Below are 24,473 nucleotides of genomic sequence, written 5' to 3' on the forward strand. Positions count from 1 at the left end.
CTTTTATTTAGTTTTTTATTCAGTCAATGTAATTAGCATCTAAGAATTTATCCCAAATCTCATTTTCATCATCACTATTCATATAAAAAACTGTGTCCATAAAAGCCTCTACTGAATTTTCCATTTCCTCAAATTCTTGCTCGTCACATAGGCAGCATAATGGAATCCTATTCATATAAGCCCAATTTATAACCTGTTCTTTGGCTGAGTTTATTGTACCAACTAGCTCATTCATTTTTTCTAAATTGGTCATTACACTCTCACCTCTTCCCCATGTTTCACTGCTTCAACATCCTCACATCCATAATGATCCTTTAAATCCACAGCAATAGAATCAAACTTACTCAATAATTCAATACGGTCGAAATGTCTTGCGTGAGCTATTGTAGTGAATGAAAATCCACTTCTAACACTACCTTTGATATATCCTTTTTCTGTTTTGATTATATACATTTATATCAACTCCCGATATGTATAATTTATTTGTTAGTTAATAAATTGAAAAACATCATGTAGTTGCAATTATTACACTTCTTTATTTCAAACGTTCTCTCATGTTTCCCTAATTCGCGGTTGTAAATAGTATTAGGGATCGTTAAATTTTTACACTTTCCTATGTCGTGTGAACTACATACTGGACACTTTATATTCATAATATCTCTCCTTCTCGATAAAAATTCCATTTCATTGACTTATAATTCTATACCATGTTTTTCAGCAATCATTTTAAGCAATCTATACTTTCCAACCAAACACACTTCTAATTTATTATCCATTCCATACTTCTCTAAGTAATCATAAAATGCGTTATGATGAGCGTTAGATGTTTCTATTAATATTTCGTATTCACTCTTATTTGACAACCCCTCCATACTCTTACGATAAAAATCAGAAATAAATTGTGCTTCCTTGTCTTTAAATTGAATACTGTCAATAATATCTTTCATTGATATCACTCCTTTTTTTCGAATAAAAACTTCATTTTAACTTAATATGGCTTACTTCCTATGTTTTCCTTGTGAATTTCCCATTGTTTAAACCATTCTCTTGCGTGTATTCTAAAAGCATTTTCATGTTCTTCATCATTTTCAACTGTAAAACTAGTATACTTTGCTTCCATTTTGTCTAATTTATCAAAATCACTATATCTCATTTTAACTTGAAATGGATATTCCCAATAATGTTGGCCAATCTTATAGTTATAAATTTTATTATCCAACAATAAAACACTTGCATATACTTCATGTGGATACGTATCAACCCAGTGCGCCATATGTTTCTCCTCCTCATAGGTAATAAAATATATGTTTCATTGAAACTTTGATTCAATTTCTTTGTACTGTAATACCTTGACAAGATCTTTCTCAATCTGCTCCTTGATATTTTGGACACCGTTATTTATTTTCTTTTCATATGTAATACCGAATAACCCCTCTAAAAAATTTGGCTTATATATTATTTTAGATGTAGAAGTCCTATAAACACTTCTTCCATTTTCACGAACTTCTCTAACTTCTGCACTAATCCATGTGTAACTGGATACTTCAACCTTTATACAACATCTATGTACATTATCAATGTAATAAGTTTCCACTACCTCACCTCAAAGTCTGTTTGGAACTGATCTTTTTATTTAAAACTCAAGTTTCAATGCTTTTTATCCTTTCGGGCTTCATGTTTCATAAGCCATATGTCGATACGTGCGATAATCAAGAATATTAGGGTAAACTGAGCTAGGGCTACAATGAATCCCCAATAACCGTAGTTAGACGCTTCTATATTCATTATTTGTCTCCCCTCTCTTTAAAATTTCTGTTTTACATAGTTTTATTTTATTTTCTTTTAATAATATCATTAACTATCTTATCCTTTGTTTCCCAAAATAACTTCCATTCAATTTTATCAGAATATTCGTCAGCCTTTTTCAGTTGTTCAATAAGTTTATCTTGGGTTTCTTTTAGTTTTTGGTTTTCCATTTCTAGTTCACTTACATGCTCCATGTACATTAGCTTCTCATCTTTCAATGTCTCAATTACTGGTAAATCTCCAATTGGACAAAGTAGCGATAATTGATTATAACTAGTTATTAGATTAGCCTCAGTCTCTTTCAGTAACTGCTTTAACTCCATAACCATTTGATAAATACCTTCTGGACTAGCAATTGCTAATTCAGGTGTTCCTGGTTGGAAGTCAACGTCAGATAGATCTTCACGAATTTTTAATAGCCAATCTGTACATTCTTTATAATCCTTATTTTCTTGCTGTAATTCTTTAATTTCTCTGATCATTTCATTAAAATCATCTTTATCAATCTGGATATTAAAAACATATACGCCTTTTTGATTGTTGTGTGATTCCCAATTATTAATAACTTCATTAAATTTTTTCAATTACTATTCCTCCTAATTTTAAATAAACTCATCAAACATTCCCTTGACCCTATCTTTATACTCATTTAAATATATAATATATTTATTTTCATGGTAACTATTTTCTATCATTCTACCATCGAACTCTAATTCATTTATTTCCTCATCTATTCTTCCCATCGCAGTATGTAAATAATATTCAATATCCTCATTGCTCAAATTATGTAAATTATTATGTAAGACTTTCTTCATGTTCTGTAGCTCAATATTCTTATGTTCTTTCATTGTGTCAAATAACACTTCTTCTGACTGGTTCTCTAAATCAAGCAGTGTTGCAACTTCCCATAAATCCTCTTCTTGATACTCACAATAAACTGTACTCATCCTTGTTCACCCCTTTCATTTTGTTGATAAATGAAATATAATCATAGATAAGGATTATGTTATTTTTATTTACTCAACAACTTCATATAACTCCTAATCATTTCTTTACGTATATCTCTTTTAGGTGGTCTTTTCGTATGTACTGTATCTTGCTGTAAATTTACTCCATTATAATTCTTGTACTTTGCCTCAAAGATGTGTGTTACCTGTTCGTTAATTGCTACTTGTTGCAATCCCATAATCCTCTACCTCATTTCATTTATTTCATTTCACATCCTTATTATATAATTCATTTATAAAAAACACAACACTTTTTAATAAATTTATTTAAAAAATCATAGACAAATAGGATTAGATTTCGACACTCTTTTGGGAGTATTGTACTAATCCTAAGCAGTATTATGTTCTTGCCTACACATCAAACGGCAAACTCTGAAGCGTAAGTGTTGTTTATAAACACATCATTCTTTACACTTCCTCCTGAACTACAGCCACAGTTTGATTTCCAACAGTACATGCAGATATCTTGATCATTTTTCTCTTTATTTAAACTGGACTCTAAATAAGCCATTTGTAATGTAACTAATACACTTTTCTTTTTCATACTCTCTCATCCCTTCGCCATTTATTCCAATTTTTTATTTTTGAAATCTTGGAATTTTTTCTATAAAATACAAATGACGCTTAACCCAGAGGGTCAAACGCCATTCATAAATTATGTATAATTTGTTTTATTAACCTCCAATACCTGGCTTATAAGCCATTTCGATATCAGATTTTTCGTTAGAGACAACGAATGCGCCAGCTCCTAGAGCAGCAACTAAACCTAAAGCAACTAATAATACAACTAATTTTTTCATGTGTTTCACCTCCTTTCAAAAGGAAGTGAATAATCATAGGGCAAATAATTCTAATATATGATCACTCTCCCCTAGTTTTTTTAATTCAATTAACGGTGCATTCCTATAGAATTTATCACCGGTTAATTTAAAATACTTAATTGATTCATATAAATAAGATTTTTCTTTGCTAATTAATCCTCTAAAGTAATTATCATAAGCTAGATCATAATCTGTAAGTTCGTGTTTGTTTAAGCTATTTAACATTTCCAGTGCTTCCTCAGATTGACCTATGCTAATTTTATGAAATATAATTTCTTGAATGTCGTCAATATCCTCTGATTCTTCTACTAGATAGCTGTTTTCTTTTGACCAATAGTTCGCCAAAAATGATAAACTTCTCTCCAACAGTGGCTTGTATATAGGGTTATATTCGCAAGCATCAACTCCTTTAAGAAAATAACTTCTAGCCTTATCATAATTTTCAAACATATAAGTATTGCCCAAGTTCATGTATCCTAATGCAATAAATCTAACTGTATTAGTAATTTTTAGGCATTTTTCAATACAATCTCTTGTTTCAATTACATCATTTTCAAATAATCTGGCATTGCCTTTCATTATTAATATTCTACAATTGAATGAATTTTTAATAAATGAACTTGAAAAGTTATTAATTAATTCCGTATCAATATAGTTTATAGTTTCTTCATGTCTTTTAAACTCTCTTTTGTTTAAATATTGATATAGGAACATTACTTTGCTAAATATTTTCATTTCAGCAGACTTAATTGAAATATCAGAAAGACTATCATTTGCTTGAAGGACACTTATTTCACCTTTTGTCATTTGTCTATGTAACTTATAAACGGCTGCCCATTCGTTACTTGTACTATTTTTACTCTTAGCTAATTTAATAATAAGTTCATCTGTTAAATCGTTCAAATTATTCACATCTGCATATTCTAATGCCTGTCTGGAACACTGTTTTTTTGGATCAAGTGTTAAGCTATACTCTGTAATTAGTTGATACTCTCTGTCAGGAAACAAACGCTTTACAATGAAAACCAGTACACTGAAATCTTCTAATTCTTTTTCGGGCTTATCTAAGAATTTTGTCAAAGCTGATGAACTACTTAGTCCAGCTTCAATTGATACTTCTTTAAGCAAGCCTCTGTTTTCATCAAATTTGTTTTTTAGCATTTGTTTTAAATCTGACATTGAGTACAACCTCCTTGTTATTTTATTCTTATTTTAACACTATTTCCATATGTATGTAAATACCTTTTTGATTTATTTATTTATGAAAAATCATTTTCTACTTTAAATGTACTCTGATAATAAACAATATTTTGCTCTTGTAGAATATCAATCTTTACTCTATTTTCAAAATCCTTTTTTAACTTTTGGATAATTTGACCAGTTTCTTTAATTGTTTTAAATGGAATCGATCCTGCTATCGTATGCAGTCCCATTTGTTTTTCCTCCCACTTGGTATATTTTTAGTATACTATACATGTATTTTAAATACAAGTATTTTTAATAAATTTATTTATGAAATTTTTGATTAAAATCCGTGTTTTAAAGAAAGTTAGAAATCCACTTCACTTGTTATTATTCAAGATTCTTAACGCTTCTTCTGGATCTAATCGATTTCTTTTACAATAGTTAATGAATAGTCTCCATTTATCAAATTCATTGAGTTTATCATCAATATTGGTTTCTTTTTCTGTCATCCCAAGTAGATAAGATGGAGACACATTATAGAATTTGCTAAGTATAACTAAATTCTCAGTTGATATGTCAAAAAGTCCTCGTTCTACCTTTGATAGATTGCTAACATCACATAATAATACATCTGCGACCTCTCGCAAAGTCAAACCTCTTTTTATTCTAATTTCTCTCAGACGCTTACCCAGTTTCTCTAAATGAGTCAATTTTAAATCTCCTTCAAAAACTTATGAGTATTAATTGTATACAGCAGTTCCTTTTAAAGCAAGATACTCTTTTCTACTTTTAATCTGTTTATTATATGATCCTGAAAATAATTTTCTGGCTCACAATCAATCCATAGCAACTTATCATCTACTGGAGTTTCTTTCGTGACAAGAAATTTCGCGCCATTAAAATGATCAATTAATAGCACTCCTTGAATATGCTCTTTCAATTCGATCAATTTTTTCATTTACCTAACTCCTTAGAATCTTTGACAGAAACTTTTAATTCTCCTTTAAAATAAGGCTCCAGAGCTTTTTTGAAAGCTTCCTCAATCTTCATAGTTCCATATGTTTCTTTCCCAACTCTTAGAGGGCTTTCTTTCTTTTTCATTTTAAAACTCCTTAAAATTAGACTTTTCTATAGTTTTTCATTAATAAATTTAATCATTTGTTCTTTCATCAACTCTTTAATGAATACGTGCATAGGTTTATTGGACTTTAATTGATTACATCTTCTACAAGCACAAACCGTCATTTCTTCAGTTGTAAATATTTTATACTCTGATTGAGGAATAATATGGTCAATTGTGTTGCCATATTCACCACAATATTGACATACATTTTTATCTCGTTTAAGCACTCTTTCTTTTAAAGGAGGTAATTTTTTTGTAAGCTTAATAGCATCCGGTGCTATAATTTCTGCATAACCCTTATTAACTTCATAAAGAGCTTTTTCGTAGAATGTTTTACCTGGAACACCACTACTATGCCAATCTGCATAAACTTTAATATAGTCAGCTTTATAATCTAATTTCATTTAATTCGCCTCTCAATAAATTCAATCATTTATTCTACAATAAACAATACCCGTGTACCGTCTGGATAATCCTCCACCTGATTGCCTACCCATGCTCCCGCACCGCGATTGTCAGAAGGAGTTACATATCTTACAGATGCTCCTGCGCCTCCTTCTTCACACATCGCCATCGGCCATTCATCACGGTCATACCCCGGTTTCGTAGGGATGCCCTCTAATGATTCTTCTCTTCTCTGATCTGCCCCATCACGATCAATCGTACAGATATTTGAAAGTTGTTTTTCCATGGCATGCTCAATATGTTGGGCTGTTTCTGGATATTTTTCAGAAGGGAAATTAAGTATGGCATCATAATCTTCTTTTAGTATATTAGTTGGTGAGATAGTTGTCTCTGATACTGGTTCTACAAGTTGACCACAACCCATAACGGATAGTAATAATAAAAATGTAATTAACTTCTTAGCCATTAATTCCTCCAGTTTAAATAAATGCAAACTTTTATTTTAATTCATTGTCCAATACTTCAACAAATTCATCGAATGTGTCAATGGTTGGATACCATGAATGCAGATAAACAATTTCCGTGTAGCATTTCTCACATATAATTTCTAGTACACTATAACCTGTTCCATATTCAGTTGTAGCATTATTCCATTGTACATCTCCACGATCAATACCCCTTTTACAATTTGGACAAATATGTTTATTATACTTCTTCAAAACTTTAGAAAACTCAATGTCTACCAAATTTAACACCTCTATTCTGCTTCGAACTAAAAGTTTATCCAGAAGATTTGCTTTTTCTATGCTCTTCTATCATCTTTGGGAGAGCATTATGCTTAGCTACTTCAAAAAATCTCTCAGCAATAATGCTTTTTGACTTTTTAGCATCATTGTTAATTTTCTCTAGAATTGCCTCATATTGATCAACTTTTTCTTCTAATTCAACAATTTTATCAATTAAATCCTCAGAATTTAATTCATTGTTCGTATGCAATTTTAGAAGTTCTGACTTTCGCTTGCTTTTATTAGACAATTGGAATCACTTCTCTCCTTTTGAGGTTTATTAATATAGATGAAATTAAGACTTTATTTAGAAATTACAATATCTCTAATTTGTGCCACATCAAATGTCATTCCGTTTATTTTAATGGATTCCTCTTTGGCACTTGACCAAATATTCAATGCTTCAATAAGAATTGTATCAGGAACACCGTCTAAATCAATCCAGTTTTTATCTTTAAAACGAATCACAATGCTAAACATATAAACCACCTTTCTGTATAAGACATTTCTTTTATTCAATTACTTCAATTTCACCAACCCCATAATACCCCACGTATTCTATTTCATAAATCCATTCTTCTGATAATTTACTAATTTGTTCCTCATCGACACTCTTTATTTCTACTCTAATTACTTTTTCTAATGCAATTAGAGCTTTATCTTTATCTAAATAATAATCATATTCTTTAAATGCTTGATTGTAAGCATCTGAAAAGTCACTATATACTCTATAAATAACCAAAATCTTCACATCCTTTCTAAGTAAAATGATTAATTTATTTTTATATGTATTTCAAAGGTAACTTTATTATACCAGTTACCTTTGAATATTTCTACACTTCGATACTTTTTATTTTCTCTTTTTTAATCAATCCCATCAGCCCACCGATAATTAACAGGACTCCAGGTAGAATGTAGAAAATGAAAATTGATATTGTGCCACCAAGCCCTGCTACTGTCATAAATGTACCACCAAGCTTAGGTTTTCTTTTCACAACAATTGAACCAATTATTCCTACTATAGAAAACAATACTGCTGACCAACCTAGCCCACTAATTTCCATACTACCTGTAAATGCTTCATCTACGGCACCGATTAAAATTGCCATAACTGCACCTATAAGACCAAAGATGCCACCAATCAGACCTAGTACAAACTCAGTTGTTCTTTTCATGTTATTTCACCGGAACTGTGAATTCAACTTTTTCATTTGTCATGTAGTCATCTGTGTTTACTTCACCAAAAATTAATTTAATTTCTGAAATGGCATTAACATCAATTTCTTTACCGTCAGGAGCGAGATATTGGAGTACACCGTCTTGTTTTACAGATGGCTGAACTTCTCCACCTAGATCACCGTCAGTCATGAACATATTAGAATCAATTTGCATGTCTCCAATAACAGCACTTCCTTGGTCAGGATAGAAATGTAAAACTCCATCACTTGTATTTTCTAAGTTTACTCCAACTTCAATTTTATCCTTTGAAATTTTGATTTCTCCTAATCCAACTTTCATTCCAGCAGCTTCTACAGTTTGAGATGTAGCATCAATTGTTTTCGTTCCTTCTTCAACTTTCTTTTCTTCCTTTTGTCCCTCTTTTTTAGCCTCAGTTGAATTTCCTTCTCCTCCAGTTGAAACATCAGACGATCCACACGCACCAAGAATTAATAGTAGTAAAGCAGATAATAAGATTAATAGTTTTTTCATGAATAATTCCTCCTAGTATTTTAGTTCCATTTTGGATTTTACCACAATTTTCTACGTTTGTGTCAATTAATTGTTACAATTCTGTATTATTTGTAATGGGGAAATATGACACCTCCTATATTTTATGTATAGGATGCAAATATTATTATTTAATTTATTTTAAAACTTTAATTTGATTTAGATTTTACGCGAATTACGCATTAACTACTTGCTTTTCTAGTCATATTTTCTCTTTCCTCGATTATCAGTAAAGTTTCTTTTGCAAAGTCTGAAAGTGTTAATTCATCCGCATTAGAAAGTTGATTAATTTTATCTATCTTTTCAGCTTGCTTAATAAGGTAAGGGATTGAGTCAGCTAGACTACAAGCTAATGAAATATCAATAATCCCATCCTCGTTTTCATTGTTTCTCTCTTTTTCATAGGCGTGGTACTGACGCTTTAATCTGTTTAGTACTTCACTTAATTTACTCATTTTAAAAATCCTCCTTGTTATTTCGCTTTTTTCTTCTAATTCGTATTTAATTAATTTTTTAAATAAAACCTAGAATTTATTTAAACTAGACAATTGCCATTATCTTTATTTTCAGCATTAATTTTTCAGCTTTTGTTTTATACTCCATGTCTCCAAAATTTTTGAATAGCGTCATATAATCATTGTATTCATCGAGCAAAGTATCTACATTTTCTACTTTTTCTTTAGTTATTTGATGTGTAATTTTCCACTTATAAGATCGACTGATTTTTTTATATTCTGGATTCATTATATCTCACTCCTTTTCAATTTAATTAAATCGTGCATTTTACATTAAGTTAAATTTACTTTTAATTTACACTGAACCACTTTTCAGACCTTTTTGTGTACTTTCTTTTTGGTTTTTGTGGTTCTATGTATTGCTTGTGATCCTCGTGCAGCCATTTTATAATCTTATCTAATCTACCCTGAGAGAAATTCTTGTTGTCTTCATTATACCACTCTTCAAATTCTGTATCATGTTTTGTAGTATTGCAAACCTTACAACTTGGAACACAATTAGATAAGTCATTTGCTCCATTATGATTAACGTGTTCTTTATGAAAGTCACCAATCATAATGTTTTCATTCTGTTTAATAAAATGATCTTCGATTGGTAAATTACAATATGCACATCGGTAGTGAAAGTAATTTTTACAATTTTCCCACTCATTTTTAGAAATAGTATGCTCTTTATTCATTTTCCTTAATTCAGCATTTTTCCTTAGTTTTACTTTATTCTTTTTATAATATCTTTTTTGTCCACCGTTTGCCCTCCACGTAGCAAGCTCTCTGTTTTTAGCTTCCCTCCCTTTATCTGTCATAAAATACTTTAACTGATTTTCATTATGTCTATCTCTATTCTCGTCAACCCATTTTGAAGATTTTTCTTTAACACATTCTTTACAGTAGCTATCAAATCCATCAGTTTTATTTGCTTTCTTTTTATAAAAATACTCTTCGTTCATAGGAATCCATTCTTCGCAATGCCTACAAAGTTTATGTTCTATACCGTCTATAGTTTTATGATTTTCCTCATAGGGAATTTTTACTGCTTTTAAATTGTAAGGTCTAGTTTCCTTTTGTTTGTTCTTTTCAACTTGTAACGGATCTCCGTATTTATGAAAACTTCTGTAATGTCTTTTACAGTAGCCCTTAGCCTCGTGTTTTTCATTACATCCTTCTATTGAACAGATTTTCAATAGTCACTTCTCCTTTCTTTTAAGAACTAGATACAATATAGTATTTATATAGCCTCTAATCTCTGTATTTCCAAATTAAGAATCTTAACTTTATCTTCATTTGTGAGTAATTTACTTATAAACACGCCTGGGACATTGAAGAATTCAGAACATGATTTAATATGCTTATATGGTATAGGTCTAGCTGCTTTACCTTTATTTAGCCAAGAATTTAATTGTTGCCTAGTTATTCCTAGTTTTTTTGAAAAATCCTGTCTGCTCATTCCTCTTAAAAATATTAAATATTCTAATCCCATCATTATAGTAAAACTCCTTAAAAGATATTTTTTTTACTCAGAAATAATTTTGCTGATTCTTCTTAGTTGATCTAAAGTTAAATTCACAGAACCCCATCTATCAAACTTACTTCTAATTTCAGAAACTAAATTAGAAATTTCTTGCTCATCTAATATTTCTTGTTTAGATAAATACAAGTAAAAATCTGCTGCATAATCGCTAACTTGCTCTAAACTGTCTTTATAATATTTATAAGTTTGAAACCCTCCGAAGCTTACTTGTATATATTTTCTTCCTACTTTTTCAATCCTACCTTCTTTTATTTCTTTACTGTATCTCGACTTATTGGTTCCTGGTTTTCCGTAAACAATCTGACCCACCTCAAATTTTTGTTCCATTTTCTACACTCCTTATTTAATGTACTACTTCAAAAATTTCTTCTGAAAAATCTATTGTGTAATTATCATTCTTCTTCTCTCCATTTAATGAAAAATACTTCCTTAGATTTTATTGTACAAGAGACAATGACTCTTTGCTGAAATTCTTAATATATGTAGTATTTCTATTTCTTAGTCTGCATATATTCTTATCTGACTTTTCCACTTTGGTTAAAAGTTGATCAATGTTTAATGTATTACTTAATGAGTTTAATTTAGCAAGCTCATTCTTTATAATTCTTCTCTCTTGAACAATTGCTTGTAAACCTTTCGCCAGATAATATCCCTCAGCAGCATTAAAGTTTTTCACTTCTAGCTCATGATACTTTTCTGATAAGAGTTGATCATATTGGCTTTGCTTTTTACTTAATTCTTCTTTAAGATTTTGTATGTTCTCTAAGTTTTTCTTCAATTCTTTTAGGTGTTTGCTTGCATAGCACATTTCATCATCTCCCTCTCTTCTTTATAATCTAATTATACCAAATTTATTATTGTTTGTATATGATTAATTTACTTTTAAACCTATTTTTTTGAATAAAATTCGTCTTTTATAGAACCGTAACTTTATGATCCATTTTATACATTAAAAGTTCATCGACAATTGAATCACGCTCAATCCAAGATTCAGCGACTATTGATTTCCTATTCCCCTCATGATCAAACCATTCGATAAAATACATTTCAATTCCCCCTTAGCTTTTATGTATAAGGTGCAATAAGATTTACTTACTACACCTTTGAATTGTTAGCTTGTATTAAAGTCCTAGTTCATCAACGGCATATGCTGAATCCTCTTTACTATGTCCTTCATACATTAGTTGGTCAATTAAACCTTGTCTAGACATAGGCATTGTATCATTGTAGTTCACGGCATGTTTTACTGCCTGTTCTCTCCAATCAACTTCGATATTGTTAACAGCAAAAGTAGCTTCTTCTGTTGAGTACCCTTCATATTCCAATTGTTTAATCAGTCCAGATTTTGAGAATGGCATTGTTGAAACATAGTTTTCAGCATGGCGAATAGCGTTTTGTTGTGAGGCTGATAATTCTGGCTCTTCTGATTTTTTCTTAGCTTCGGCTTCCTCTTTTGCTTTCTGTTCTGCTTCTAATTTAGCCCTTTCCTCTTCTAACTTCGCTTGCTCTTCAGCCTCTTTTTTAGCCTGTGCTTCTGCTTCTATCTTTGCTTGTTCCTCTGCATCTATTTCCTCTTGTGTCGGCTCTTCTACAGTTTCTTCCGGTTCTTCTATTACTTCTTCTGTTACATTTTCTACTTGTTCAATAGGTTCTGCATCAGTCTCAGTTGTAGTTTGTGATGAAGGTAATGATAATCCAATTACAAAGAAGATGAAGCATACAAAGGAAATAATAAAATTCTTTTTCATTTTATCTGACTTCCTAATCGCCCCTACAATCGCAATAATCCCATAAACAACCATGCCAACAAATCCAACAAGTCCGAAAAATATATCCATTTTTAAACCTCTCCTTTTATTTTATTTGTTTTCAATATATTCCTTTTTAATTCTGTCGCCTAATTGTTTTTTAACCTTTAACAATTCTTGTTTCGTATGTTTGTTGCTATTAAAATTTTCATTTACTAATCTAGCATAATATGCAATTGCTTCCGGTAGAGTTTTGAAATCGTCAATATTTTCATGATAATCATCCTTTTCATTGTCATTTTCATATTCGAATAACGTTTCTTCGCCACAATCCCACCAACCAACAGATAATTCATGTCCTTCAGGCATTCTTAGTACTTGATGATTTTCATGCTCTTCTAAGATTTGAACCTTACTTCCTTTTTTTACAAACCATTCTCGATTGTCTTCAATGTAAGAGAATTCATTTTTCACAATTAATTCCTTCATGAAGTTCCTCCTAGTATTTAATTTATTTTAAACGTTCCATAATGCCCACTAACCTTTTTTATGTATGATGTGAGAAAAGTTAATGAACATTGGGAAGGTTTAAAGTATAGATAGGATTGTCATTTTATTTGATTTATTTCATTAGCAAGTTTTAATAGTTTAATTGCTTTATCTGGATCAACTCCTATATTTTCTAATACATGCAGAGTGTTTTTCCATTTAGCTAACAAAGCATAGTCATCTGTAAATTCATCTATAAAATCAGGTTCATCAACTACATCAGTTAAATATTCTTCTATCTGATCTCTAACAATAGACGTAAGCTCTAATTCCATGTATTGAGGTGGTACATTGAAATATTTTGAAAGAATATACAATTTATCTTTCGGAATAGGTCTTTTCTGTTTTAGCCAATCATTCAATGCTTGAGGAAAAGCACCGGCTATTTCAGCAACCTCTTTTTTCTTCATTTTTTTCTGTTTAATTAAATATTCTAATACAATCAATATTCCATCCTCCGTTTTTTCTACTTAATACTTCAATTTCCTCTTCTTTTCATCATGCATTTTTCAATAAATTACTTCATTTATCTAATCTTCGTAAATCTTATAATCGCCACCAAAAAATGATCTTCCGAACTCTCCTGCATATCCACCTTCTTCAATATCAAGCAGTAATGGTGAAGTACCTTCTGCTGTTATTTCTAAACCGTATTTATCTGTTAATGTATTTAAATCTTTTAAAAATGCCTCTACTCTTTCTTTTTGGTTCATATTATTTCCCTCCATTTTTGGATAAATGAGTTGTTTTATTTAAAAGTTATTTTTACTTTTCTTCCTAACTTCTTTGAAATCCTGGTTTCATACATGTTCAAAATCATTTCATCTGTAAATTCAATATCTCCCTTGATAAATCCTTCTTTAACATTGTACAATTGAGATAACTTTTTAACTTGCTTATCTGGAACAGGTTTATTTCGCTTTCCCACCCATTCATTAACTGTTTGCCTAGTAATACCCAAACTCTTAGCAATTTGATTCATAGATAGATCATTTACTTCAGCCAAATATTTTAAAGGATGCATTTCATTCACTCTCCAATTAGTTTTATGTAATCACTTAACTTATAACTATATTATAAATTATTAATTTACTTGTGTAAATACCTAAATGAAAAATAATCCAACTTTTTTAAAAACAATGAGTGTTAAATTTATTTATAAAAATTTAAAGAGTAGCTCACCCGGCTGTTTGGCGACGTTGGGTGTTGGCTACTCTTTAGAGAAAACCTCATAAAGCCAATCGCTCACTTTGCGATAGCAATTTAAGTGTAGCATGTAGATATAATAAGGGTCAATGATATGGATACTTTATTGTGAATTAATACCTTACTCATAATCATCCTTAGAGTGTGATACAATTATATTAAGGGTAGGTGATTTAATTGGATCGCAAAATTGTTAAGATTGGTAACAGTTTAGGCGTTATTATTCCATCTAAATACCTTGAGGATTTAGGTGTTACTTATAATGACATTATTGATATGGAGTTTGACAAAGCCTTAAATATGATTAAAATAAAAAATAAATCAATGACCCTTAATGATAATCACCTTGAGCAAGTGATAAAAAGGGTCATTGATCAATATCTTAAAGAAAAAGGTTTATTGTGAAAAGGGATGTTTACGGCATCTCTTTTTTATTCAACAGTAGTTTCTACAGCATCAATTTCCTCTTGAGTCATCGGTTGAGCATCTTCTGTTTCAGCTTCTACAGTTTCGACTACTTCACCGTGAGCTTCAACTTCTTGATTTGCACGTTCTAGCTCTAATTCTAATTGAGCTACATGTCCGTCTGCCTCAGCCATTTTTTCTTCTGCCCATCTAATCGTACCTTCTAAGTCTTCAATTTTTTGATTAGCAGCAGTTAAATTAGCTTGAGCAGTTTCAAGTTCTGCCACTTTTGCATCATATGCTGCCGTTTTAGCTTCTAATTGTGCTTGAGTTTCTGCGTGATTAGCCTGTTCTGTATCTAAGCTTGCTTGTAATCCAGAAATGTCTGCTTGTAGTCCTTCAATTTGTGTATTTAATTCATCTACAGTTGATTGTAGTTCTGCTTTTTCGTTTGTTAAAGTTGTAATTTCCCCATTTAAAGTAACAATTTGACCTTCTAAATCTGTAATAGTTGAATTTGCGCTCGCTAGTTTGCTAGTAGCATCTTCTTTAATTAATCCAATTTTCTCTAGTAAGCTACCTTCGTTTTGCTCATACTGAGTTAATCTTTCTCCTGCACCGTTCACAAAGTCGGTAGCCTTCTGCAATGTCTCAGTTCCAGAAAAGAGTAGTCCGGCTCCTGCTAATGTAAACCCACCAGCTAATACACCTACAGCGATCTTTGAAGTAAATAAACCCATTTTACAACACTCCCCAATTAGTTATTTTTTTGTGGTTATCTTTACCACGTTTTCTATGTTATAACAAAAAGTATAACACTGCAATACTTTTTTTGAATTTTTTTAAAAAATAAAAAGAAGCCAAGATAATAGTATCTCAGCCTCAATTTATAACTAATTGGGTCTACCTGTATTCGGTAGATTACCAATCATATTAACATAAATGTTATAACATTGCAATATTAGTTAAGTCACATTTTAAGCGTATTGTTCAGCAAAGTTTAATTCCTACTGGCCAAACTCGGAATTAGAATTGTTCAATACTTCTTTTCCTTTTCCAGTAAGGATCGCTCCGAAATATGGTAGCTGTTCTGCACCGTTATATTCCTCTCCAGTTATTTCTTCTAAGTCTTTCAAACCAATAATTTCAATCAATTCTGAATCAAATTTTTGAACTTCTCTTAATCTCTTTGCATCAACATAACCATAAATTGTTGCACCATCTTTCACAGCTTTCATAACTTCATAATGTTCTTGTTTTAACATTTTTATTTCCTCCCTTACGACGCTTTTTACGTCTAATTCGTATTTAATTTATTTAATTAAAATAACGATTTTAATCAAACTTCAGCGAATGTTCCATGACTATAGTACTCCACATTTCCGTTGAACAATACACTCACAAAGCCCTCATACTGCCTATTAGGCGTTACAACTTCCACCATAGTTCCTGCTTTGATAAAAGAATCGTCATCAAAGTGTAAATCCGTTTCTGCCTTAAGATATCTCCCTGTGCGAATTGATTTAAAATAACTCATTTTACATTTCTCCTTTATAATTTGATTTTATTTTTTGTTTCTTTCTTATGGTTTATTATATGCAATAAGTATCTTATAATTGATTAATTTATTTATAAAACTTTTTAAAATTAAAGTTCTATTTGGGATTCTTCTTTAACAATGTCTTGTATATTTTCTTCAGGTTTATCATCGTGTAAAGCATCTCTAACAACAAATGCTGCTGGCACAGCAATAAGGATAACTATCAATATTTTTAATAATTCTGTGTATGGATCTTTACCACTACCCATTTTATGATACATAAGTACACCAAGAATGAAGAAGCCTAGAACTACTCATCCCCTAAAAATTCCTTCCTTAATTCTTCAATGGTGTATCTTTTTGTTTCTCCGTTCTTAAATTCTTTTTCAGCTTGTTCAATGATCCTTTTTTCTTCTTCGCTTGGCTCTACTTCTGGAATAAGTGCAAATTTAATCAATTTTTCAATTTCAGATAGTTTATTATCTGGTGCCGATTTAATAAGATCATGTAACAATTTTCTCTTTTCTTCTAACATGGCCAATTGTATCAACTCCTAACAATTGATATTAATACTATTATAAGCTAATTTTGATTAAATAAAAAGGCTGCATAGTTGACCTAAAACATTACTGCTTGATCTTGGAGAGCGTAAAACTTTTCCTTGGTAAAATTGTACTCTCTTTGAAGACGTTTATATAATTTGTTCATATTGTTAGTGTATTCCTGCTGTTTCAAATCATAGTTGGTGAAATACTCGCTTGAACCTTCATAAGCACCAGTTTGTAAGTCGTCCATCCATTTTCGTATGAGTAGTGCATAGGTTTTTAAAGTTAACACTGTAACAGCTCCTTTATGATTTATATTGTTTTCTGTTTCCAACGTGAATAAATCCGATAATTATATATACTAGAATTGCGTACACAATTACACCAATTAGAAAATTAATCATTGTGAAAGCCTCCAGTCTTCTAGTGATAAACGTTCTAAGATTAACCAATCTTCATCAGATTCATATTTAACATTTATATACAGTGTGCCTTCTTCTAATTCAAATTCTAATTGTGCGTTCTGCTCCTCTTCGGTGTCATATGCGGTGAAATATAGATTATCTTCTTTTTGGTGTGTGAATTGAATATTAGTGAAGTAGTTTTGTGAAAGATATTGCTTACAATTTTTAATCGTGATCATGAGTAACACTCCTATCATTTAGTTAATTTGTTTGCCGTTTCTATATTTAAATTCTACCATATAATACAATGATAATCAATAATAAATTTATAAAAATTGATTAATTTATTTATAAAATGATTCAGGAACAATTGAACCGTCTTCTACTTTAATACCCTTTTCAACTTTCACTAATCCATCTACAATATTTTCAGGCTCAAAGAAAGCTATAATTTGATCATTTACGTTGATTTCAGATGATTGTATGTTTTCAGATGTGAAATAGATTCCCGTGCCGTCTGATGCTTCTCCGTAGTATTCCGAACCGTTTATTTGTGTGACTGTGTATGTGAATTTGACTAATTCTTTTTGTTGAGGTGTTTCTGTTTGTTGTGATTCGCTTGCAGGTGATCCAGGATTAGATACAGTTTGATTGTTTGAGCATGCTGTAATAGTTAGGATTAATGAAATGATTGATAAAAGTTTGATTAATTTAGTCATGACTAGTTTACCTCCTTTAATTTATTCCAATAATGCCCATCTACATGCTTTTCGGATATTTCAATTGAAGCTTGAACAGCTTCTTTTTTCGTCTTCTTCCCATATACCATTAATAAACCTTTAACTTTAGTTGATACGCTCCAACCATAACCATTAATTGATTTGTGAACTACTACTTGATGACCATTAGGAAGTGTGAACTCATACCCTTTTACTTCTACTGGTTCAGTATCTCTTAATGGGATTGATAAAGTTACTTTTTTCATGGTAAAACCTCCAGTTAATTTAATTATAGTTTGATAAGTTTATTTAAATAAATTAGCAACTGTTTGTAATTCGTACAGTCTTTCAATTGTTCTTTTGGCCGTGTTAGCTTCTTTTATTGTCTCATAATCTCCGACAATTCTTTTAGATCCGTCAATAGTTGCGATCAGTCTAAATACATTTTCGTCAAGTGTTGAATTAAATACTTTTTCAACTTGTAAATTTTCAATAGTCATGTTTAACATTTTGGTTGGCTCCTTTGTGAATAGATTTAATTTAAGAAAGGTAAGAAAGGAGTGCTATCTCCTTCCCTTTTTAATGGTAATCGTATTCAATATTATTGGCGTGCATCCAGTTTTCAAGTTCTGCTTGAGCAATCATTTCTTGTTCTGATTGGATTTCCAACCATTCAATTTCAGGATTAATATTTTCTTGTGCGTTGTGTCCTTTTGTATCAGGATCATAATTTAGTTTTCCAGTTCCTTTGCATTTATAACAAAACCCATTGTCAATGTGTAAGTATTTTGTAATTTTACCGTTTTCGCATTTGTCACATTGAAATTTTTTCATTTTATTATCCCCTTTGTGAATATGTATTTTTGATTACCTTACCTTTAATTACATTATACAGGATGATGAGAAAGAATTCAATAGTTTTTATTAAAATATATTAAGTTTATTTGTAAAAAGTTTATAGGATGGAAAGTTGAACATTTGTTACAATAAGGAGAAAAAAGACTATGTGCAATGGGGTTTGGGGAAATGCAATGCGTAAAGTTTCTTTAGAAACTGTCGCTTTCCCCAAGGTTTTGAATGTGAAGTGTGAGTAAAATAAAAGGCCTTCCACTTGTTTAGGATGAAAGGCTTGAAAAGGTTATTTAGTTGTGTATGTATAGTTTTAAAAGTTGACCGTATCCTCCAATATGTATTTAGTATATATAAACCTTATTGGAAGAAGTGGTCAACTTTTATTAAATTTATTTTTATTTCTTAATTAGCATTTTCTCAAATGGTTCTTCCAATGATAAAGCATCTTTATTTATAAGTGTATCAGTTAATTGAAATCCATTTGTCTTATATTTTTTATTTGATCTTCTTTCTACTCTTTGTTTATTATCAACATCATCATTATTTATCATGTCTATTGCTTTATTATGCCTATTCTCTACATTTGTATTAATTCTATCCATTACACCTTTATTAAGATTGTTCATTGACGTTTCACGTTCTTCTATTCCCAATTGTAAGTCCTGCAACTCTTCCCATTTAGAATAAATATATTTCTCATTGCAGATAATTTCATATGAATTATAGTATCTATGAATGTTGGAATGTTCCATAAGAATATCATTTACATCTTTGTAGAATTTCTTATTTAATTTACGTTTATAAATATCATTTACAGTATCACATTTGTATTTTAATAATACATCTCTTTCAACTTGTAAAACTAACTCTATCTCCTCGTCTGTAGCCTTTCTGTATGTTCTATAGCTTACAGGTTGCGAGGCCTCAAATACTGTACTTTCTTCCTGGAATTCGTTAACATGTTCATACTTATTGACTTTAATATCAAAATTCATATTAGTTTCTGCTTCTGTTTCAATTACACATAAAGTCATAGCATGTGACCAGAATATTAATGATTGACTGCGTAAACTGTTTAGAGCTGCTTCAATGTTTCTTTTCAATAAATCATCTGAAGTCAAATAAAACTCTTCTACTTCCTCAATAGTAATATTCATATGTTTAGCAAGTCTTAATTGTTTATATTTTGCGTATGCGTAATTCTCATTTACCATTCTTAATTCAGACATTAATTTACTTTTAGATATGAATAGTTTACCTCTATTATTTTGATGAACAGCTTTGTCTAGTATTAGCTTAGCTATTTCAGATATGTATTGAGTTTTATTATTATTCTTAGGCAAAGGCACTTTGTAAATATGAGTGATAATAAACTTATTGCCTTCTTTATTATATTTAAAATATCTTTCTAATTCTTTTAACTGTGCTTTCTTTGCGTTCCCTCCTTTCATTGGCATCTCTAATACTTCACATAGTTGTTTATAATTCTTGTATGTATGATTAAGTTGTAAGTTTGATATGTTCATCTGACTACCTCCAATTAAATTTATTTCTTTTATTCCATTCTTGAATACAATTTTCTAAGCTATCATTGATAGTGTAAAGCGTGAATTCCTTATTTGACTTGTAGTGTTTTGCCCTCGTTACGTAGTCAAACCCTTTTAACTTTAAATACTTAGCTAATGATGGATTGTAGCAAAAGAAAAATTTATCTTGATTAGTTGATTGCATGTGTGCTGTCCTCCTTTATTAATTCTATCCATCTGGTACCCTTGCACGTTTCGCATACAGCATATTGAGTTTGAATATTCCCTTTATCATCTAGCCAAGAAAGTTCGTTCCCTCCATCTACACAATTATCACAATAAGACATTTTTTATAATCTCCTTTCTATTAGATAAGTTTGTTTATATAGTGAAATAAAGCAACCCTTTGAAGAGTTACTTCTATTGTATCATGAATAGGATTGATTGTATATAGGAAAGTGTATATATATTAAATTTGTTTATGAAAAGAAATAACCCGTCGCTTATGACAGGAATATAGATTAAACTAATTTGATATTCATTTGATTGAGTAGCTGCTTGATTTTAGTAAATGGAATGTTGGATAGATTGGAAATGGTTGTATTGTATTCGTGTTCATAGTCTTCAATTGATGAGTTAACTAAGTTGTGAATATCTTGGATTGTGTACGTATCTTTGTCGTCACATAGAATTGCTGATTCAATTTTATCTAATATGTATTCGGTGAATGTGATCATGGTATCAGTCTCCTTTAGTTAATTTATAAAGCCCGTTCTGTTATAGTAAACCTGTTATATAGAATTTGTACAGTGATATTTTACAAGTTGTGTTATATGTTTAATTCATTTAAAAGGGAAGCCTCTTGCTCACTCCCCTTGGCATTACAGTGGAGTCTTGTTATACTACATTGATCTATCGTATGCGAATGAGTTTTCATGTAACCAAGACAAGTTGCGCTTGCGTTCTTTCTTAGATAGTTTCTGTTCGTTAATTACTGCATTGTTATATTGTTTTTTTAATGTTCTAGCTAAGACCATGGCATCTTTTTTAGTTAAGCTACAATCAATTGATTCTTCGCCATTGATGTTAACAGTCCACTTGTAACCTTCTTCATAGAATACATTGATAACTGTTTGTTCTTCTTGGATTGATTGTGCTGGCTTAGATTCTTCTTGCTTAGTTTGTTCAGCTTTCATTTGTGCGTAACGCTTTTGAATCTCTTCTGTTATTTCAAGTAACATTACTTCTCCTGGATATCCAAGTTGCTCCATGTGTGACTTCTCCATTAACAATTCCTCTGTTGTTAGTTGGTTTACATTCATCATTTTAATTTCCCCTTTATGTGAGTTTTGTTTTATTCATTTATTAACTTATCTTTATTATACTATATTATATGTGAGTGGTCAATGGATTATGTAAAATATATTAAGTTTATTTGTGTAGTTTTTGTGTGTGGATTACTTACCTGGTGATTAAGTGGAAAAGGTAAATAGTGAGTAATAAGAGTTGATAAGGTAAGACTATGTAGTGTGATAAGTATTGATTATGATTAGAACATTTAATTAAACACTTAATTAAGTATATGCTTAAATAGGAATATAAAGAGATGTAGTTTTTACTGCATGTTATTATCGATTTTAAATTGTAAATAATTAGGATATAGGTGAATGGTGATTTTTTTAAATTAAATTGGAAATTACCTGGTTAGTGTGAATAACTGCATAAGTTGCACTAAGGCAAATTAAGGTGTATATAACCTGAATTATAGGGAAGATAGAGGGGGTTATTTTACATTCTAAATGGGAATGTGTGTTCTGATATGAGCGCTAGCACTTCCATCCACACACCACACTTATTTTTCCATTTAATCACTTTCCCCACTTTTTCCCCAAATTTCTATCGTACTCTCTATCGTCACAAACGACACAGAATCCCCATATACCAACATTTCCTCTCTCCTCACTCTTACCCTATCCACCTCAAAAATCATCCAAATCAGACTCATATGGCCCTTAACCAACCTCAAATCCCCTATCATTCCTACATTTTACCGATACACATCTCATTCTCACCTATCCAATATTCCCTTCAACACCACTCAACCCCTTATCCCATCTACGTTTATCCCCTCTCACCCTTCCCTTTTCACACACTTTTACGATACTCAATTTTCACCCTACGATAACCTTATCGATCACCTGGGGAGGGGGCTATTTTACGAACACAGAAAAAGGCAGCCAAATATAGACTACCATAGTTTAAATATTTGATTAGTTTATTTATATAACACTCTTACCAAAATACTCATCCACAAATTGATTCCCTTCACCTATTTGACTTATATAAAGATTCTCCTTACTTCTTGTTATCCCCACATACCACAATCTAACTTCATCCAACAATTCACTCTTATAGTGAGGAAACTTACCATCTTCAATACCAATCATATAAACATACTCAAACTCAAGACCTTTGCTCGCATGTAAGCTCATTAACTTAACACAATTTTTCTTACTCTTCTTTTTCGTATTGCTACTATACACATATGCAATAAACTGTTCTAAATTATTTCCCTTAACAAAACTCTTTAGAACGTCAATGGAATTCATTCTATCTTCTAACTCTTCAGCATTAGAGTATTTACTTTGAATAAACTTATCTACCTGAAATGTCCTCACAATATTCTCAATCAATCTTGTAACAGTAGTCCCTTTTTCATTTTGTAATCTTAATTTATTAATCCCATTTTCAAATACTTCTACATTTTTATTTTGCCAAGGTTTATCAAATTTCATATTGATCATACTCTCATATAATGACAAATCATTCTCACCAGAGTATTTCTTAATATCATTCAACACATTGTTACTAAAATAAGATAATGGATAATTCCTCAATCTGAATATATCTTCAAATGCTGAATCATCAAATGGATTATGTATTAGTCTTAAATAACCTAGTAAACCATTAATCTCTTTCCTTTTAAAGAAGCTGCTATCATTGGTAATCTCATATTCTATCCCTTTTCTCTTCAGCTCACATTCAACATTAAAAGAATGAGAGTTTAATCTGTACAACACACAAATTTGACTAGGATTTACTCCACTTTTAATCTTATTTTCAATTTCTTCAACAATCTTCTCACCTTCAATATCTCTATTTAGATATGTATTTCCTTTTATCTCACCATTATTCTTATTAAATGGAATAGCATCTGCATAATGTTCATATGTTCCATAATATTTCTTGATAAATCTATTTGCGTTATCAACAACATTACTAACGGATCTATAGTTGACATCAAGATTGATCATTGTGGCATTATCCCAATCCTTTTCAAAGTTCATAGCATAGTCAGGATTTCCACCTCTGAAACTGTAAATGGCCTGCCTGTAATCAAATACTACAAACAAATTACCGCTTTGACAAAGTTCCTTTAGTAATAGATTTTGCACAAGGTTAGAATCTTGATGTTCATCAACTAAGATAAACTCATATGTATATTTACTTGGATTATTCTTTAGCACTTCATAGGCAAGAAGCAAATAGTCATCAAAGTCATATAGCATATTTTTCTGTTTATATTCCTCATAAGTCTTATATAAACACCTTATTTCTTCCTCAGTATAAATGCTTTCCTTATAAACAAACTCATCTGTAGGATAGCGCATATAATTCTTTTGGTAACTAATATAGCTTGTAATATCATTGATATCAGGTTTCTCTAACATATTTTTAAATAAATTTTCAACTTGCCATTCCTTAATCAAATTTTGACCATTGATAAATATTCCCTCAGCAGCAAGTATCCTTGAACATATGGCATGGAATGTTCCAATGTTAATATCCTTTAATCCTAATTTGTTTAATTTAGATTTTAATTCATCTGCTGTATTCTTTGTGAAGCTGATAGCAAGAATATCATGTCCATTTACCTCATGTGTTTCTACAAGTGTTTTAATACGGTTAATTAGAACGGTTGACTTTCCACTTCCAGCTCCAGCGATTACACCCATCGCTCCCTTATAAAAATTTATCGCTTCTAATTGTTGATCGTTAAATTTAGTCATTATTTT

General features: G+C 30.7%; 51 protein-coding genes. 1 reads left to right on the forward strand and 50 read right to left on the reverse strand.

All coding sequences use genetic code 11. The features are described 5' to 3' along the window. Window positions 1-19: 19 nt before the first annotated feature. The 34 genes from IC621_RS02710 to IC621_RS02865 all read right to left on the reverse strand — a co-directional run bounded on the left by IC621_RS02710 (window position 20) and on the right by IC621_RS02865 (window position 14,224). Window positions 20-253: a hypothetical protein gene (locus tag IC621_RS02710; protein ID WP_191155466.1), complete on the reverse strand. Its 234-nt coding sequence runs from the start codon at window positions 251-253 to the stop codon at window positions 20-22. After that, window positions 253-453, reverse strand: coding sequence for a hypothetical protein (locus IC621_RS02715; protein ID WP_191155468.1), 201 nt, complete (start codon window positions 451-453; stop codon window positions 253-255). Before IC621_RS02715 ends, IC621_RS02710 begins: the two co-directional genes overlap by 1 nt. A gap of 239 nt (window positions 454-692) precedes the next feature. Further along, window positions 693-947: a hypothetical protein gene (locus IC621_RS02720; RefSeq protein WP_191155470.1), complete on the reverse strand. Its 255-nt coding sequence runs from the start codon at window positions 945-947 to the stop codon at window positions 693-695. Between the two features lie 41 nt (window positions 948-988). Then, on the reverse strand, window positions 989-1,273 hold the full coding sequence (locus IC621_RS02725; RefSeq protein ID WP_191155472.1) for a hypothetical protein: 285 nt from the start codon (window positions 1,271-1,273) through the stop codon (window positions 989-991). 36 nt (window positions 1,274-1,309) lie between these two features. Next, window positions 1,310-1,594, reverse strand: a complete 285-nt coding sequence (locus tag IC621_RS02730) for a hypothetical protein (RefSeq protein WP_191155474.1) — start codon at window positions 1,592-1,594, stop codon at window positions 1,310-1,312. Between the two features lie 238 nt (window positions 1,595-1,832). Continuing rightward, window positions 1,833-2,390, reverse strand: a complete 558-nt coding sequence (locus IC621_RS02735; protein WP_191155476.1) for a hypothetical protein — start codon at window positions 2,388-2,390, stop codon at window positions 1,833-1,835. 18 nt (window positions 2,391-2,408) lie between these two features. Then, on the reverse strand, window positions 2,409-2,753 hold the full coding sequence (locus IC621_RS02740) for a hypothetical protein (protein ID WP_191155478.1): 345 nt from the start codon (window positions 2,751-2,753) through the stop codon (window positions 2,409-2,411). Between the two features lie 418 nt (window positions 2,754-3,171). Continuing rightward, window positions 3,172-3,357: a hypothetical protein gene (locus IC621_RS02745; protein ID WP_191155480.1), complete on the reverse strand. Its 186-nt coding sequence runs from the start codon at window positions 3,355-3,357 to the stop codon at window positions 3,172-3,174. 130 nt (window positions 3,358-3,487) lie between these two features. Next, the gene (locus IC621_RS26815; protein ID WP_263575978.1) at window positions 3,488-3,613 is read right to left on the reverse strand and encodes a hypothetical protein; all 126 of its coding nucleotides are present in this window, start codon (window positions 3,611-3,613) and stop codon (window positions 3,488-3,490) included. 33 nt (window positions 3,614-3,646) lie between these two features. Then, window positions 3,647-4,813 (reverse strand): AimR family lysis-lysogeny pheromone receptor, encoded by a 1,167-nt coding sequence (locus IC621_RS02750; protein WP_191155482.1) that lies wholly within the window; start codon window positions 4,811-4,813, stop codon window positions 3,647-3,649. Between the two features lie 80 nt (window positions 4,814-4,893). Beyond that, window positions 4,894-5,067 (reverse strand): hypothetical protein, encoded by a 174-nt coding sequence (locus IC621_RS02755; RefSeq protein ID WP_191155484.1) that lies wholly within the window; start codon window positions 5,065-5,067, stop codon window positions 4,894-4,896. Between the two features lie 129 nt (window positions 5,068-5,196). Continuing rightward, complete coding sequence (locus tag IC621_RS02760) at window positions 5,197-5,529, reverse strand: helix-turn-helix domain-containing protein (protein ID WP_191155486.1); 333 nt, start codon at window positions 5,527-5,529, stop codon at window positions 5,197-5,199. A 53-nt stretch (window positions 5,530-5,582) separates the two neighbouring features. After that, a complete protein-coding gene (locus IC621_RS02765) occupies window positions 5,583-5,777 on the reverse strand; it encodes a hypothetical protein (protein ID WP_191155488.1) in 195 nt (64 codons plus the stop codon). Then, window positions 5,774-5,920, reverse strand: a complete 147-nt coding sequence (locus tag IC621_RS02770) for a hypothetical protein (RefSeq protein WP_191155490.1) — start codon at window positions 5,918-5,920, stop codon at window positions 5,774-5,776. The genes IC621_RS02765 and IC621_RS02770 overlap by 4 nt, the downstream gene beginning before the upstream one ends. A gap of 27 nt (window positions 5,921-5,947) precedes the next feature. Further along, window positions 5,948-6,346, reverse strand: a complete 399-nt coding sequence (locus IC621_RS02775; RefSeq protein ID WP_191155491.1) for an HNH endonuclease — start codon at window positions 6,344-6,346, stop codon at window positions 5,948-5,950. Window positions 6,347-6,375: 29 nt separating this feature from the next. Next, on the reverse strand, window positions 6,376-6,813 hold the full coding sequence (locus tag IC621_RS02780) for a NucA/NucB deoxyribonuclease domain-containing protein (RefSeq protein ID WP_318152997.1): 438 nt from the start codon (window positions 6,811-6,813) through the stop codon (window positions 6,376-6,378). A 31-nt stretch (window positions 6,814-6,844) separates the two neighbouring features. Continuing rightward, window positions 6,845-7,093 (reverse strand): hypothetical protein, encoded by a 249-nt coding sequence (locus IC621_RS02785; RefSeq protein ID WP_191155493.1) that lies wholly within the window; start codon window positions 7,091-7,093, stop codon window positions 6,845-6,847. A 34-nt stretch (window positions 7,094-7,127) separates the two neighbouring features. Next, window positions 7,128-7,382 carry a hypothetical protein gene (locus IC621_RS02790; protein WP_191155494.1) on the reverse strand — a complete coding sequence of 85 codons (255 nt, stop codon included), beginning with the start codon at window positions 7,380-7,382 and terminating at the stop codon, window positions 7,128-7,130. Between the two features lie 53 nt (window positions 7,383-7,435). Then, the gene (locus tag IC621_RS02795; RefSeq protein ID WP_191155495.1) at window positions 7,436-7,612 is read right to left on the reverse strand and encodes a hypothetical protein; all 177 of its coding nucleotides are present in this window, start codon (window positions 7,610-7,612) and stop codon (window positions 7,436-7,438) included. A 31-nt stretch (window positions 7,613-7,643) separates the two neighbouring features. Next, window positions 7,644-7,874, reverse strand: a complete 231-nt coding sequence (locus IC621_RS02800) for a hypothetical protein (protein WP_191155496.1) — start codon at window positions 7,872-7,874, stop codon at window positions 7,644-7,646. A gap of 91 nt (window positions 7,875-7,965) precedes the next feature. Continuing rightward, entirely contained in the window at window positions 7,966-8,307 is a 342-nt protein-coding gene (locus IC621_RS02805) for a DUF4064 domain-containing protein (RefSeq protein WP_191155497.1), read from the reverse strand. 1 nt (window position 8,308) lies between these two features. Then, entirely contained in the window at window positions 8,309-8,842 is a 534-nt protein-coding gene (locus IC621_RS02810) for a hypothetical protein (protein WP_191155498.1), read from the reverse strand. A 200-nt stretch (window positions 8,843-9,042) separates the two neighbouring features. After that, window positions 9,043-9,315, reverse strand: a complete 273-nt coding sequence (locus tag IC621_RS02815; RefSeq protein ID WP_191155499.1) for a hypothetical protein — start codon at window positions 9,313-9,315, stop codon at window positions 9,043-9,045. Between the two features lie 85 nt (window positions 9,316-9,400). Further along, the gene (locus IC621_RS02820; RefSeq protein ID WP_191155500.1) at window positions 9,401-9,604 is read right to left on the reverse strand and encodes a hypothetical protein; all 204 of its coding nucleotides are present in this window, start codon (window positions 9,602-9,604) and stop codon (window positions 9,401-9,403) included. A gap of 61 nt (window positions 9,605-9,665) precedes the next feature. Further along, a complete protein-coding gene (locus IC621_RS02825) occupies window positions 9,666-10,556 on the reverse strand; it encodes an HNH endonuclease (RefSeq protein ID WP_191155502.1) in 891 nt (296 codons plus the stop codon). A 44-nt stretch (window positions 10,557-10,600) separates the two neighbouring features. Next, window positions 10,601-10,855 (reverse strand): helix-turn-helix domain-containing protein, encoded by a 255-nt coding sequence (locus IC621_RS02830; protein ID WP_191155504.1) that lies wholly within the window; start codon window positions 10,853-10,855, stop codon window positions 10,601-10,603. A 30-nt stretch (window positions 10,856-10,885) separates the two neighbouring features. Then, the gene (locus IC621_RS02835; RefSeq protein ID WP_224752276.1) at window positions 10,886-11,230 is read right to left on the reverse strand and encodes a beta barrel domain-containing protein; all 345 of its coding nucleotides are present in this window, start codon (window positions 11,228-11,230) and stop codon (window positions 10,886-10,888) included. Between the two features lie 109 nt (window positions 11,231-11,339). Continuing rightward, a complete protein-coding gene (locus IC621_RS02840) occupies window positions 11,340-11,711 on the reverse strand; it encodes a hypothetical protein (RefSeq protein ID WP_191155506.1) in 372 nt (123 codons plus the stop codon). Between the two features lie 106 nt (window positions 11,712-11,817). Continuing rightward, the gene (locus IC621_RS26820; protein ID WP_263575979.1) at window positions 11,818-11,949 is read right to left on the reverse strand and encodes a hypothetical protein; all 132 of its coding nucleotides are present in this window, start codon (window positions 11,947-11,949) and stop codon (window positions 11,818-11,820) included. Between the two features lie 75 nt (window positions 11,950-12,024). Next, window positions 12,025-12,741, reverse strand: a complete 717-nt coding sequence (locus tag IC621_RS02845) for an Ltp family lipoprotein (RefSeq protein WP_191155508.1) — start codon at window positions 12,739-12,741, stop codon at window positions 12,025-12,027. A 21-nt stretch (window positions 12,742-12,762) separates the two neighbouring features. Further along, on the reverse strand, window positions 12,763-13,140 hold the full coding sequence (locus tag IC621_RS02850) for a hypothetical protein (RefSeq protein WP_191155510.1): 378 nt from the start codon (window positions 13,138-13,140) through the stop codon (window positions 12,763-12,765). Between the two features lie 119 nt (window positions 13,141-13,259). Next, the gene (locus tag IC621_RS02855; protein ID WP_191155512.1) at window positions 13,260-13,646 is read right to left on the reverse strand and encodes a helix-turn-helix domain-containing protein; all 387 of its coding nucleotides are present in this window, start codon (window positions 13,644-13,646) and stop codon (window positions 13,260-13,262) included. Between the two features lie 84 nt (window positions 13,647-13,730). Beyond that, window positions 13,731-13,913, reverse strand: coding sequence for a hypothetical protein (locus tag IC621_RS02860; RefSeq protein ID WP_191155514.1), 183 nt, complete (start codon window positions 13,911-13,913; stop codon window positions 13,731-13,733). A gap of 35 nt (window positions 13,914-13,948) precedes the next feature. Continuing rightward, window positions 13,949-14,224 (reverse strand): helix-turn-helix domain-containing protein, encoded by a 276-nt coding sequence (locus IC621_RS02865; RefSeq protein WP_191155516.1) that lies wholly within the window; start codon window positions 14,222-14,224, stop codon window positions 13,949-13,951. Window positions 14,225-14,583: 359 nt separating this feature from the next. Between IC621_RS02865 and IC621_RS02870 the strand changes: the two genes are divergently transcribed. Then, window positions 14,584-14,811: an AbrB/MazE/SpoVT family DNA-binding domain-containing protein gene (locus IC621_RS02870; protein WP_191155518.1), complete on the forward strand. Its 228-nt coding sequence runs from the start codon at window positions 14,584-14,586 to the stop codon at window positions 14,809-14,811. Window positions 14,812-14,837: 26 nt separating this feature from the next. On the opposite strand, the gene IC621_RS02875 is transcribed toward IC621_RS02870, so the two are convergent. The 16 genes from IC621_RS02875 to IC621_RS02950 form a co-directional block, all read right to left on the reverse strand. Further along, window positions 14,838-15,551, reverse strand: a complete 714-nt coding sequence (locus tag IC621_RS02875; RefSeq protein WP_191155520.1) for a hypothetical protein — start codon at window positions 15,549-15,551, stop codon at window positions 14,838-14,840. A gap of 267 nt (window positions 15,552-15,818) precedes the next feature. Continuing rightward, a complete protein-coding gene (locus IC621_RS02880; protein WP_191155522.1) occupies window positions 15,819-16,076 on the reverse strand; it encodes a hypothetical protein in 258 nt (85 codons plus the stop codon). 74 nt (window positions 16,077-16,150) lie between these two features. Then, entirely contained in the window at window positions 16,151-16,348 is a 198-nt protein-coding gene (locus tag IC621_RS02885) for a hypothetical protein (protein WP_191155523.1), read from the reverse strand. Window positions 16,349-16,458: 110 nt separating this feature from the next. Then, window positions 16,459-16,632: a hypothetical protein gene (locus IC621_RS02890; RefSeq protein WP_191155525.1), complete on the reverse strand. Its 174-nt coding sequence runs from the start codon at window positions 16,630-16,632 to the stop codon at window positions 16,459-16,461. A gap of 29 nt (window positions 16,633-16,661) precedes the next feature. After that, entirely contained in the window at window positions 16,662-16,892 is a 231-nt protein-coding gene (locus tag IC621_RS02895) for a hypothetical protein (protein ID WP_191155527.1), read from the reverse strand. A gap of 77 nt (window positions 16,893-16,969) precedes the next feature. Beyond that, entirely contained in the window at window positions 16,970-17,188 is a 219-nt protein-coding gene (locus IC621_RS02900; RefSeq protein WP_191155529.1) for a hypothetical protein, read from the reverse strand. A 108-nt stretch (window positions 17,189-17,296) separates the two neighbouring features. After that, window positions 17,297-17,539: a hypothetical protein gene (locus tag IC621_RS02905; protein WP_191155531.1), complete on the reverse strand. Its 243-nt coding sequence runs from the start codon at window positions 17,537-17,539 to the stop codon at window positions 17,297-17,299. Window positions 17,540-17,644: 105 nt separating this feature from the next. Further along, window positions 17,645-18,019 (reverse strand): hypothetical protein, encoded by a 375-nt coding sequence (locus IC621_RS02910; RefSeq protein ID WP_191155533.1) that lies wholly within the window; start codon window positions 18,017-18,019, stop codon window positions 17,645-17,647. Between the two features lie 2 nt (window positions 18,020-18,021). Continuing rightward, window positions 18,022-18,285, reverse strand: coding sequence for a hypothetical protein (locus IC621_RS02915; protein WP_191155535.1), 264 nt, complete (start codon window positions 18,283-18,285; stop codon window positions 18,022-18,024). Between the two features lie 39 nt (window positions 18,286-18,324). After that, window positions 18,325-18,528, reverse strand: coding sequence for a hypothetical protein (locus IC621_RS02920; RefSeq protein ID WP_191155537.1), 204 nt, complete (start codon window positions 18,526-18,528; stop codon window positions 18,325-18,327). A gap of 70 nt (window positions 18,529-18,598) precedes the next feature. Continuing rightward, window positions 18,599-18,853, reverse strand: coding sequence for a hypothetical protein (locus tag IC621_RS02925; protein ID WP_191155740.1), 255 nt, complete (start codon window positions 18,851-18,853; stop codon window positions 18,599-18,601). Window positions 18,854-19,266: 413 nt separating this feature from the next. Then, a complete protein-coding gene (locus tag IC621_RS02930; protein ID WP_191155539.1) occupies window positions 19,267-20,397 on the reverse strand; it encodes a hypothetical protein in 1,131 nt (376 codons plus the stop codon). Window positions 20,398-20,588: 191 nt separating this feature from the next. After that, on the reverse strand, window positions 20,589-20,744 hold the full coding sequence (locus IC621_RS02935) for a hypothetical protein (RefSeq protein ID WP_191155541.1): 156 nt from the start codon (window positions 20,742-20,744) through the stop codon (window positions 20,589-20,591). A gap of 174 nt (window positions 20,745-20,918) precedes the next feature. After that, complete coding sequence (locus IC621_RS02940; RefSeq protein ID WP_191155543.1) at window positions 20,919-21,134, reverse strand: hypothetical protein; 216 nt, start codon at window positions 21,132-21,134, stop codon at window positions 20,919-20,921. Between the two features lie 165 nt (window positions 21,135-21,299). Continuing rightward, window positions 21,300-21,722, reverse strand: coding sequence for a hypothetical protein (locus IC621_RS02945; RefSeq protein ID WP_191155545.1), 423 nt, complete (start codon window positions 21,720-21,722; stop codon window positions 21,300-21,302). A gap of 954 nt (window positions 21,723-22,676) precedes the next feature. Beyond that, entirely contained in the window at window positions 22,677-24,467 is a 1,791-nt protein-coding gene (locus IC621_RS02950) for an ATP-dependent helicase (protein ID WP_224752277.1), read from the reverse strand. Window positions 24,468-24,473 lie beyond the last annotated feature (6 nt).

It is taken from the genome of Metabacillus arenae (assembly GCF_014773385.1).
GTDB classification, from domain to species: domain Bacteria; phylum Bacillota; class Bacilli; order Bacillales; family Bacillaceae; genus Metabacillus_D; species Metabacillus_D arenae.

Coding starts and splice junctions, on each gene's coding strand:
- IC621_RS02950 (WP_224752277.1), bottom strand. CDS start 24,467: ATGACTAAATTTAACGATCAACAATTAGAAGCGATAAATTTTTATAAG.
- IC621_RS02910 (WP_191155533.1), bottom strand. CDS start 18,019: ATGACTAAATTAATCAAACTTTTATCAATCATTTCATTAATCCTAACT.
- IC621_RS02815 (WP_191155499.1), bottom strand. CDS start 9,315: ATGAGTAAATTAAGTGAAGTACTAAACAGATTAAAGCGTCAGTACCAC.
- IC621_RS02930 (WP_191155539.1), bottom strand. CDS start 20,397: ATGAACATATCAAACTTACAACTTAATCATACATACAAGAATTATAAA.
- IC621_RS02940 (WP_191155543.1), bottom strand. CDS start 21,134: ATGATCACATTCACCGAATACATATTAGATAAAATTGAATCAGCAATT.
- IC621_RS02765 (WP_191155488.1), bottom strand. CDS start 5,777: ATGAAAAAATTGATCGAATTGAAAGAGCATATTCAAGGAGTGCTATTA.
- IC621_RS02865 (WP_191155516.1), bottom strand. CDS start 14,224: ATGCATCCTTTAAAATATTTGGCTGAAGTAAATGATCTATCTATGAAT.
- IC621_RS02715 (WP_191155468.1), bottom strand. CDS start 453: ATGTATATAATCAAAACAGAAAAAGGATATATCAAAGGTAGTGTTAGA.
- IC621_RS02880 (WP_191155522.1), bottom strand. CDS start 16,076: ATGTTAAAACAAGAACATTATGAAGTTATGAAAGCTGTGAAAGATGGT.
- IC621_RS02885 (WP_191155523.1), bottom strand. CDS start 16,348: ATGAGTTATTTTAAATCAATTCGCACAGGGAGATATCTTAAGGCAGAA.
- IC621_RS02710 (WP_191155466.1), bottom strand. CDS start 253: ATGACCAATTTAGAAAAAATGAATGAGCTAGTTGGTACAATAAACTCA.
- IC621_RS02780 (WP_318152997.1), bottom strand. CDS start 6,813: ATGGCTAAGAAGTTAATTACATTTTTATTATTACTATCCGTTATGGGT.
- IC621_RS02820 (WP_191155500.1), bottom strand. CDS start 9,604: ATGAATCCAGAATATAAAAAAATCAGTCGATCTTATAAGTGGAAAATT.
- IC621_RS02915 (WP_191155535.1), bottom strand. CDS start 18,285: ATGAAAAAAGTAACTTTATCAATCCCATTAAGAGATACTGAACCAGTA.
- IC621_RS02755 (WP_191155484.1), bottom strand. CDS start 5,067: ATGGGACTGCATACGATAGCAGGATCGATTCCATTTAAAACAATTAAA.
- IC621_RS02920 (WP_191155537.1), bottom strand. CDS start 18,528: ATGTTAAACATGACTATTGAAAATTTACAAGTTGAAAAAGTATTTAAT.
- IC621_RS02935 (WP_191155541.1), bottom strand. CDS start 20,744: ATGTCTTATTGTGATAATTGTGTAGATGGAGGGAACGAACTTTCTTGG.
- IC621_RS02830 (WP_191155504.1), bottom strand. CDS start 10,855: ATGATGGGATTAGAATATTTAATATTTTTAAGAGGAATGAGCAGACAG.
- IC621_RS02890 (WP_191155525.1), bottom strand. CDS start 16,632: ATGTATCATAAAATGGGTAGTGGTAAAGATCCATACACAGAATTATTA.
- IC621_RS02835 (WP_224752276.1), bottom strand. CDS start 11,230: ATGGAACAAAAATTTGAGGTGGGTCAGATTGTTTACGGAAAACCAGGA.
- IC621_RS02805 (WP_191155497.1), bottom strand. CDS start 8,307: ATGAAAAGAACAACTGAGTTTGTACTAGGTCTGATTGGTGGCATCTTT.
- IC621_RS02945 (WP_191155545.1), bottom strand. CDS start 21,722: ATGATGAATGTAAACCAACTAACAACAGAGGAATTGTTAATGGAGAAG.
- IC621_RS02750 (WP_191155482.1), bottom strand. CDS start 4,813: ATGTCAGATTTAAAACAAATGCTAAAAAACAAATTTGATGAAAACAGA.
- IC621_RS02720 (WP_191155470.1), bottom strand. CDS start 947: ATGAAAGATATTATTGACAGTATTCAATTTAAAGACAAGGAAGCACAA.
- IC621_RS02860 (WP_191155514.1), bottom strand. CDS start 13,913: ATGAACCAAAAAGAAAGAGTAGAGGCATTTTTAAAAGATTTAAATACA.
- IC621_RS02725 (WP_191155472.1), bottom strand. CDS start 1,273: ATGGCGCACTGGGTTGATACGTATCCACATGAAGTATATGCAAGTGTT.
- IC621_RS02845 (WP_191155508.1), bottom strand. CDS start 12,741: ATGGATATATTTTTCGGACTTGTTGGATTTGTTGGCATGGTTGTTTAT.
- IC621_RS02810 (WP_191155498.1), bottom strand. CDS start 8,842: ATGAAAAAACTATTAATCTTATTATCTGCTTTACTACTATTAATTCTT.
- IC621_RS02795 (WP_191155495.1), bottom strand. CDS start 7,612: ATGTTTAGCATTGTGATTCGTTTTAAAGATAAAAACTGGATTGATTTA.
- IC621_RS02850 (WP_191155510.1), bottom strand. CDS start 13,140: ATGAAGGAATTAATTGTGAAAAATGAATTCTCTTACATTGAAGACAAT.
- IC621_RS02770 (WP_191155490.1), bottom strand. CDS start 5,920: ATGAAAAAGAAAGAAAGCCCTCTAAGAGTTGGGAAAGAAACATATGGA.
- IC621_RS02925 (WP_191155740.1), bottom strand. CDS start 18,853: ATGAAAAAATTTCAATGTGACAAATGCGAAAACGGTAAAATTACAAAA.
- IC621_RS26815 (WP_263575978.1), bottom strand. CDS start 3,613: ATGAAAAAATTAGTTGTATTATTAGTTGCTTTAGGTTTAGTTGCTGCT.
- IC621_RS02905 (WP_191155531.1), bottom strand. CDS start 17,539: ATGATCACGATTAAAAATTGTAAGCAATATCTTTCACAAAACTACTTC.
- IC621_RS02745 (WP_191155480.1), bottom strand. CDS start 3,357: ATGAAAAAGAAAAGTGTATTAGTTACATTACAAATGGCTTATTTAGAG.
- IC621_RS26820 (WP_263575979.1), bottom strand. CDS start 11,949: ATGTATTTTATCGAATGGTTTGATCATGAGGGGAATAGGAAATCAATA.
- IC621_RS02875 (WP_191155520.1), bottom strand. CDS start 15,551: ATGGGTTTATTTACTTCAAAGATCGCTGTAGGTGTATTAGCTGGTGGG.
- IC621_RS02840 (WP_191155506.1), bottom strand. CDS start 11,711: ATGTGCTATGCAAGCAAACACCTAAAAGAATTGAAGAAAAACTTAGAG.
- IC621_RS02740 (WP_191155478.1), bottom strand. CDS start 2,753: ATGAGTACAGTTTATTGTGAGTATCAAGAAGAGGATTTATGGGAAGTT.
- IC621_RS02775 (WP_191155491.1), bottom strand. CDS start 6,346: ATGAAATTAGATTATAAAGCTGACTATATTAAAGTTTATGCAGATTGG.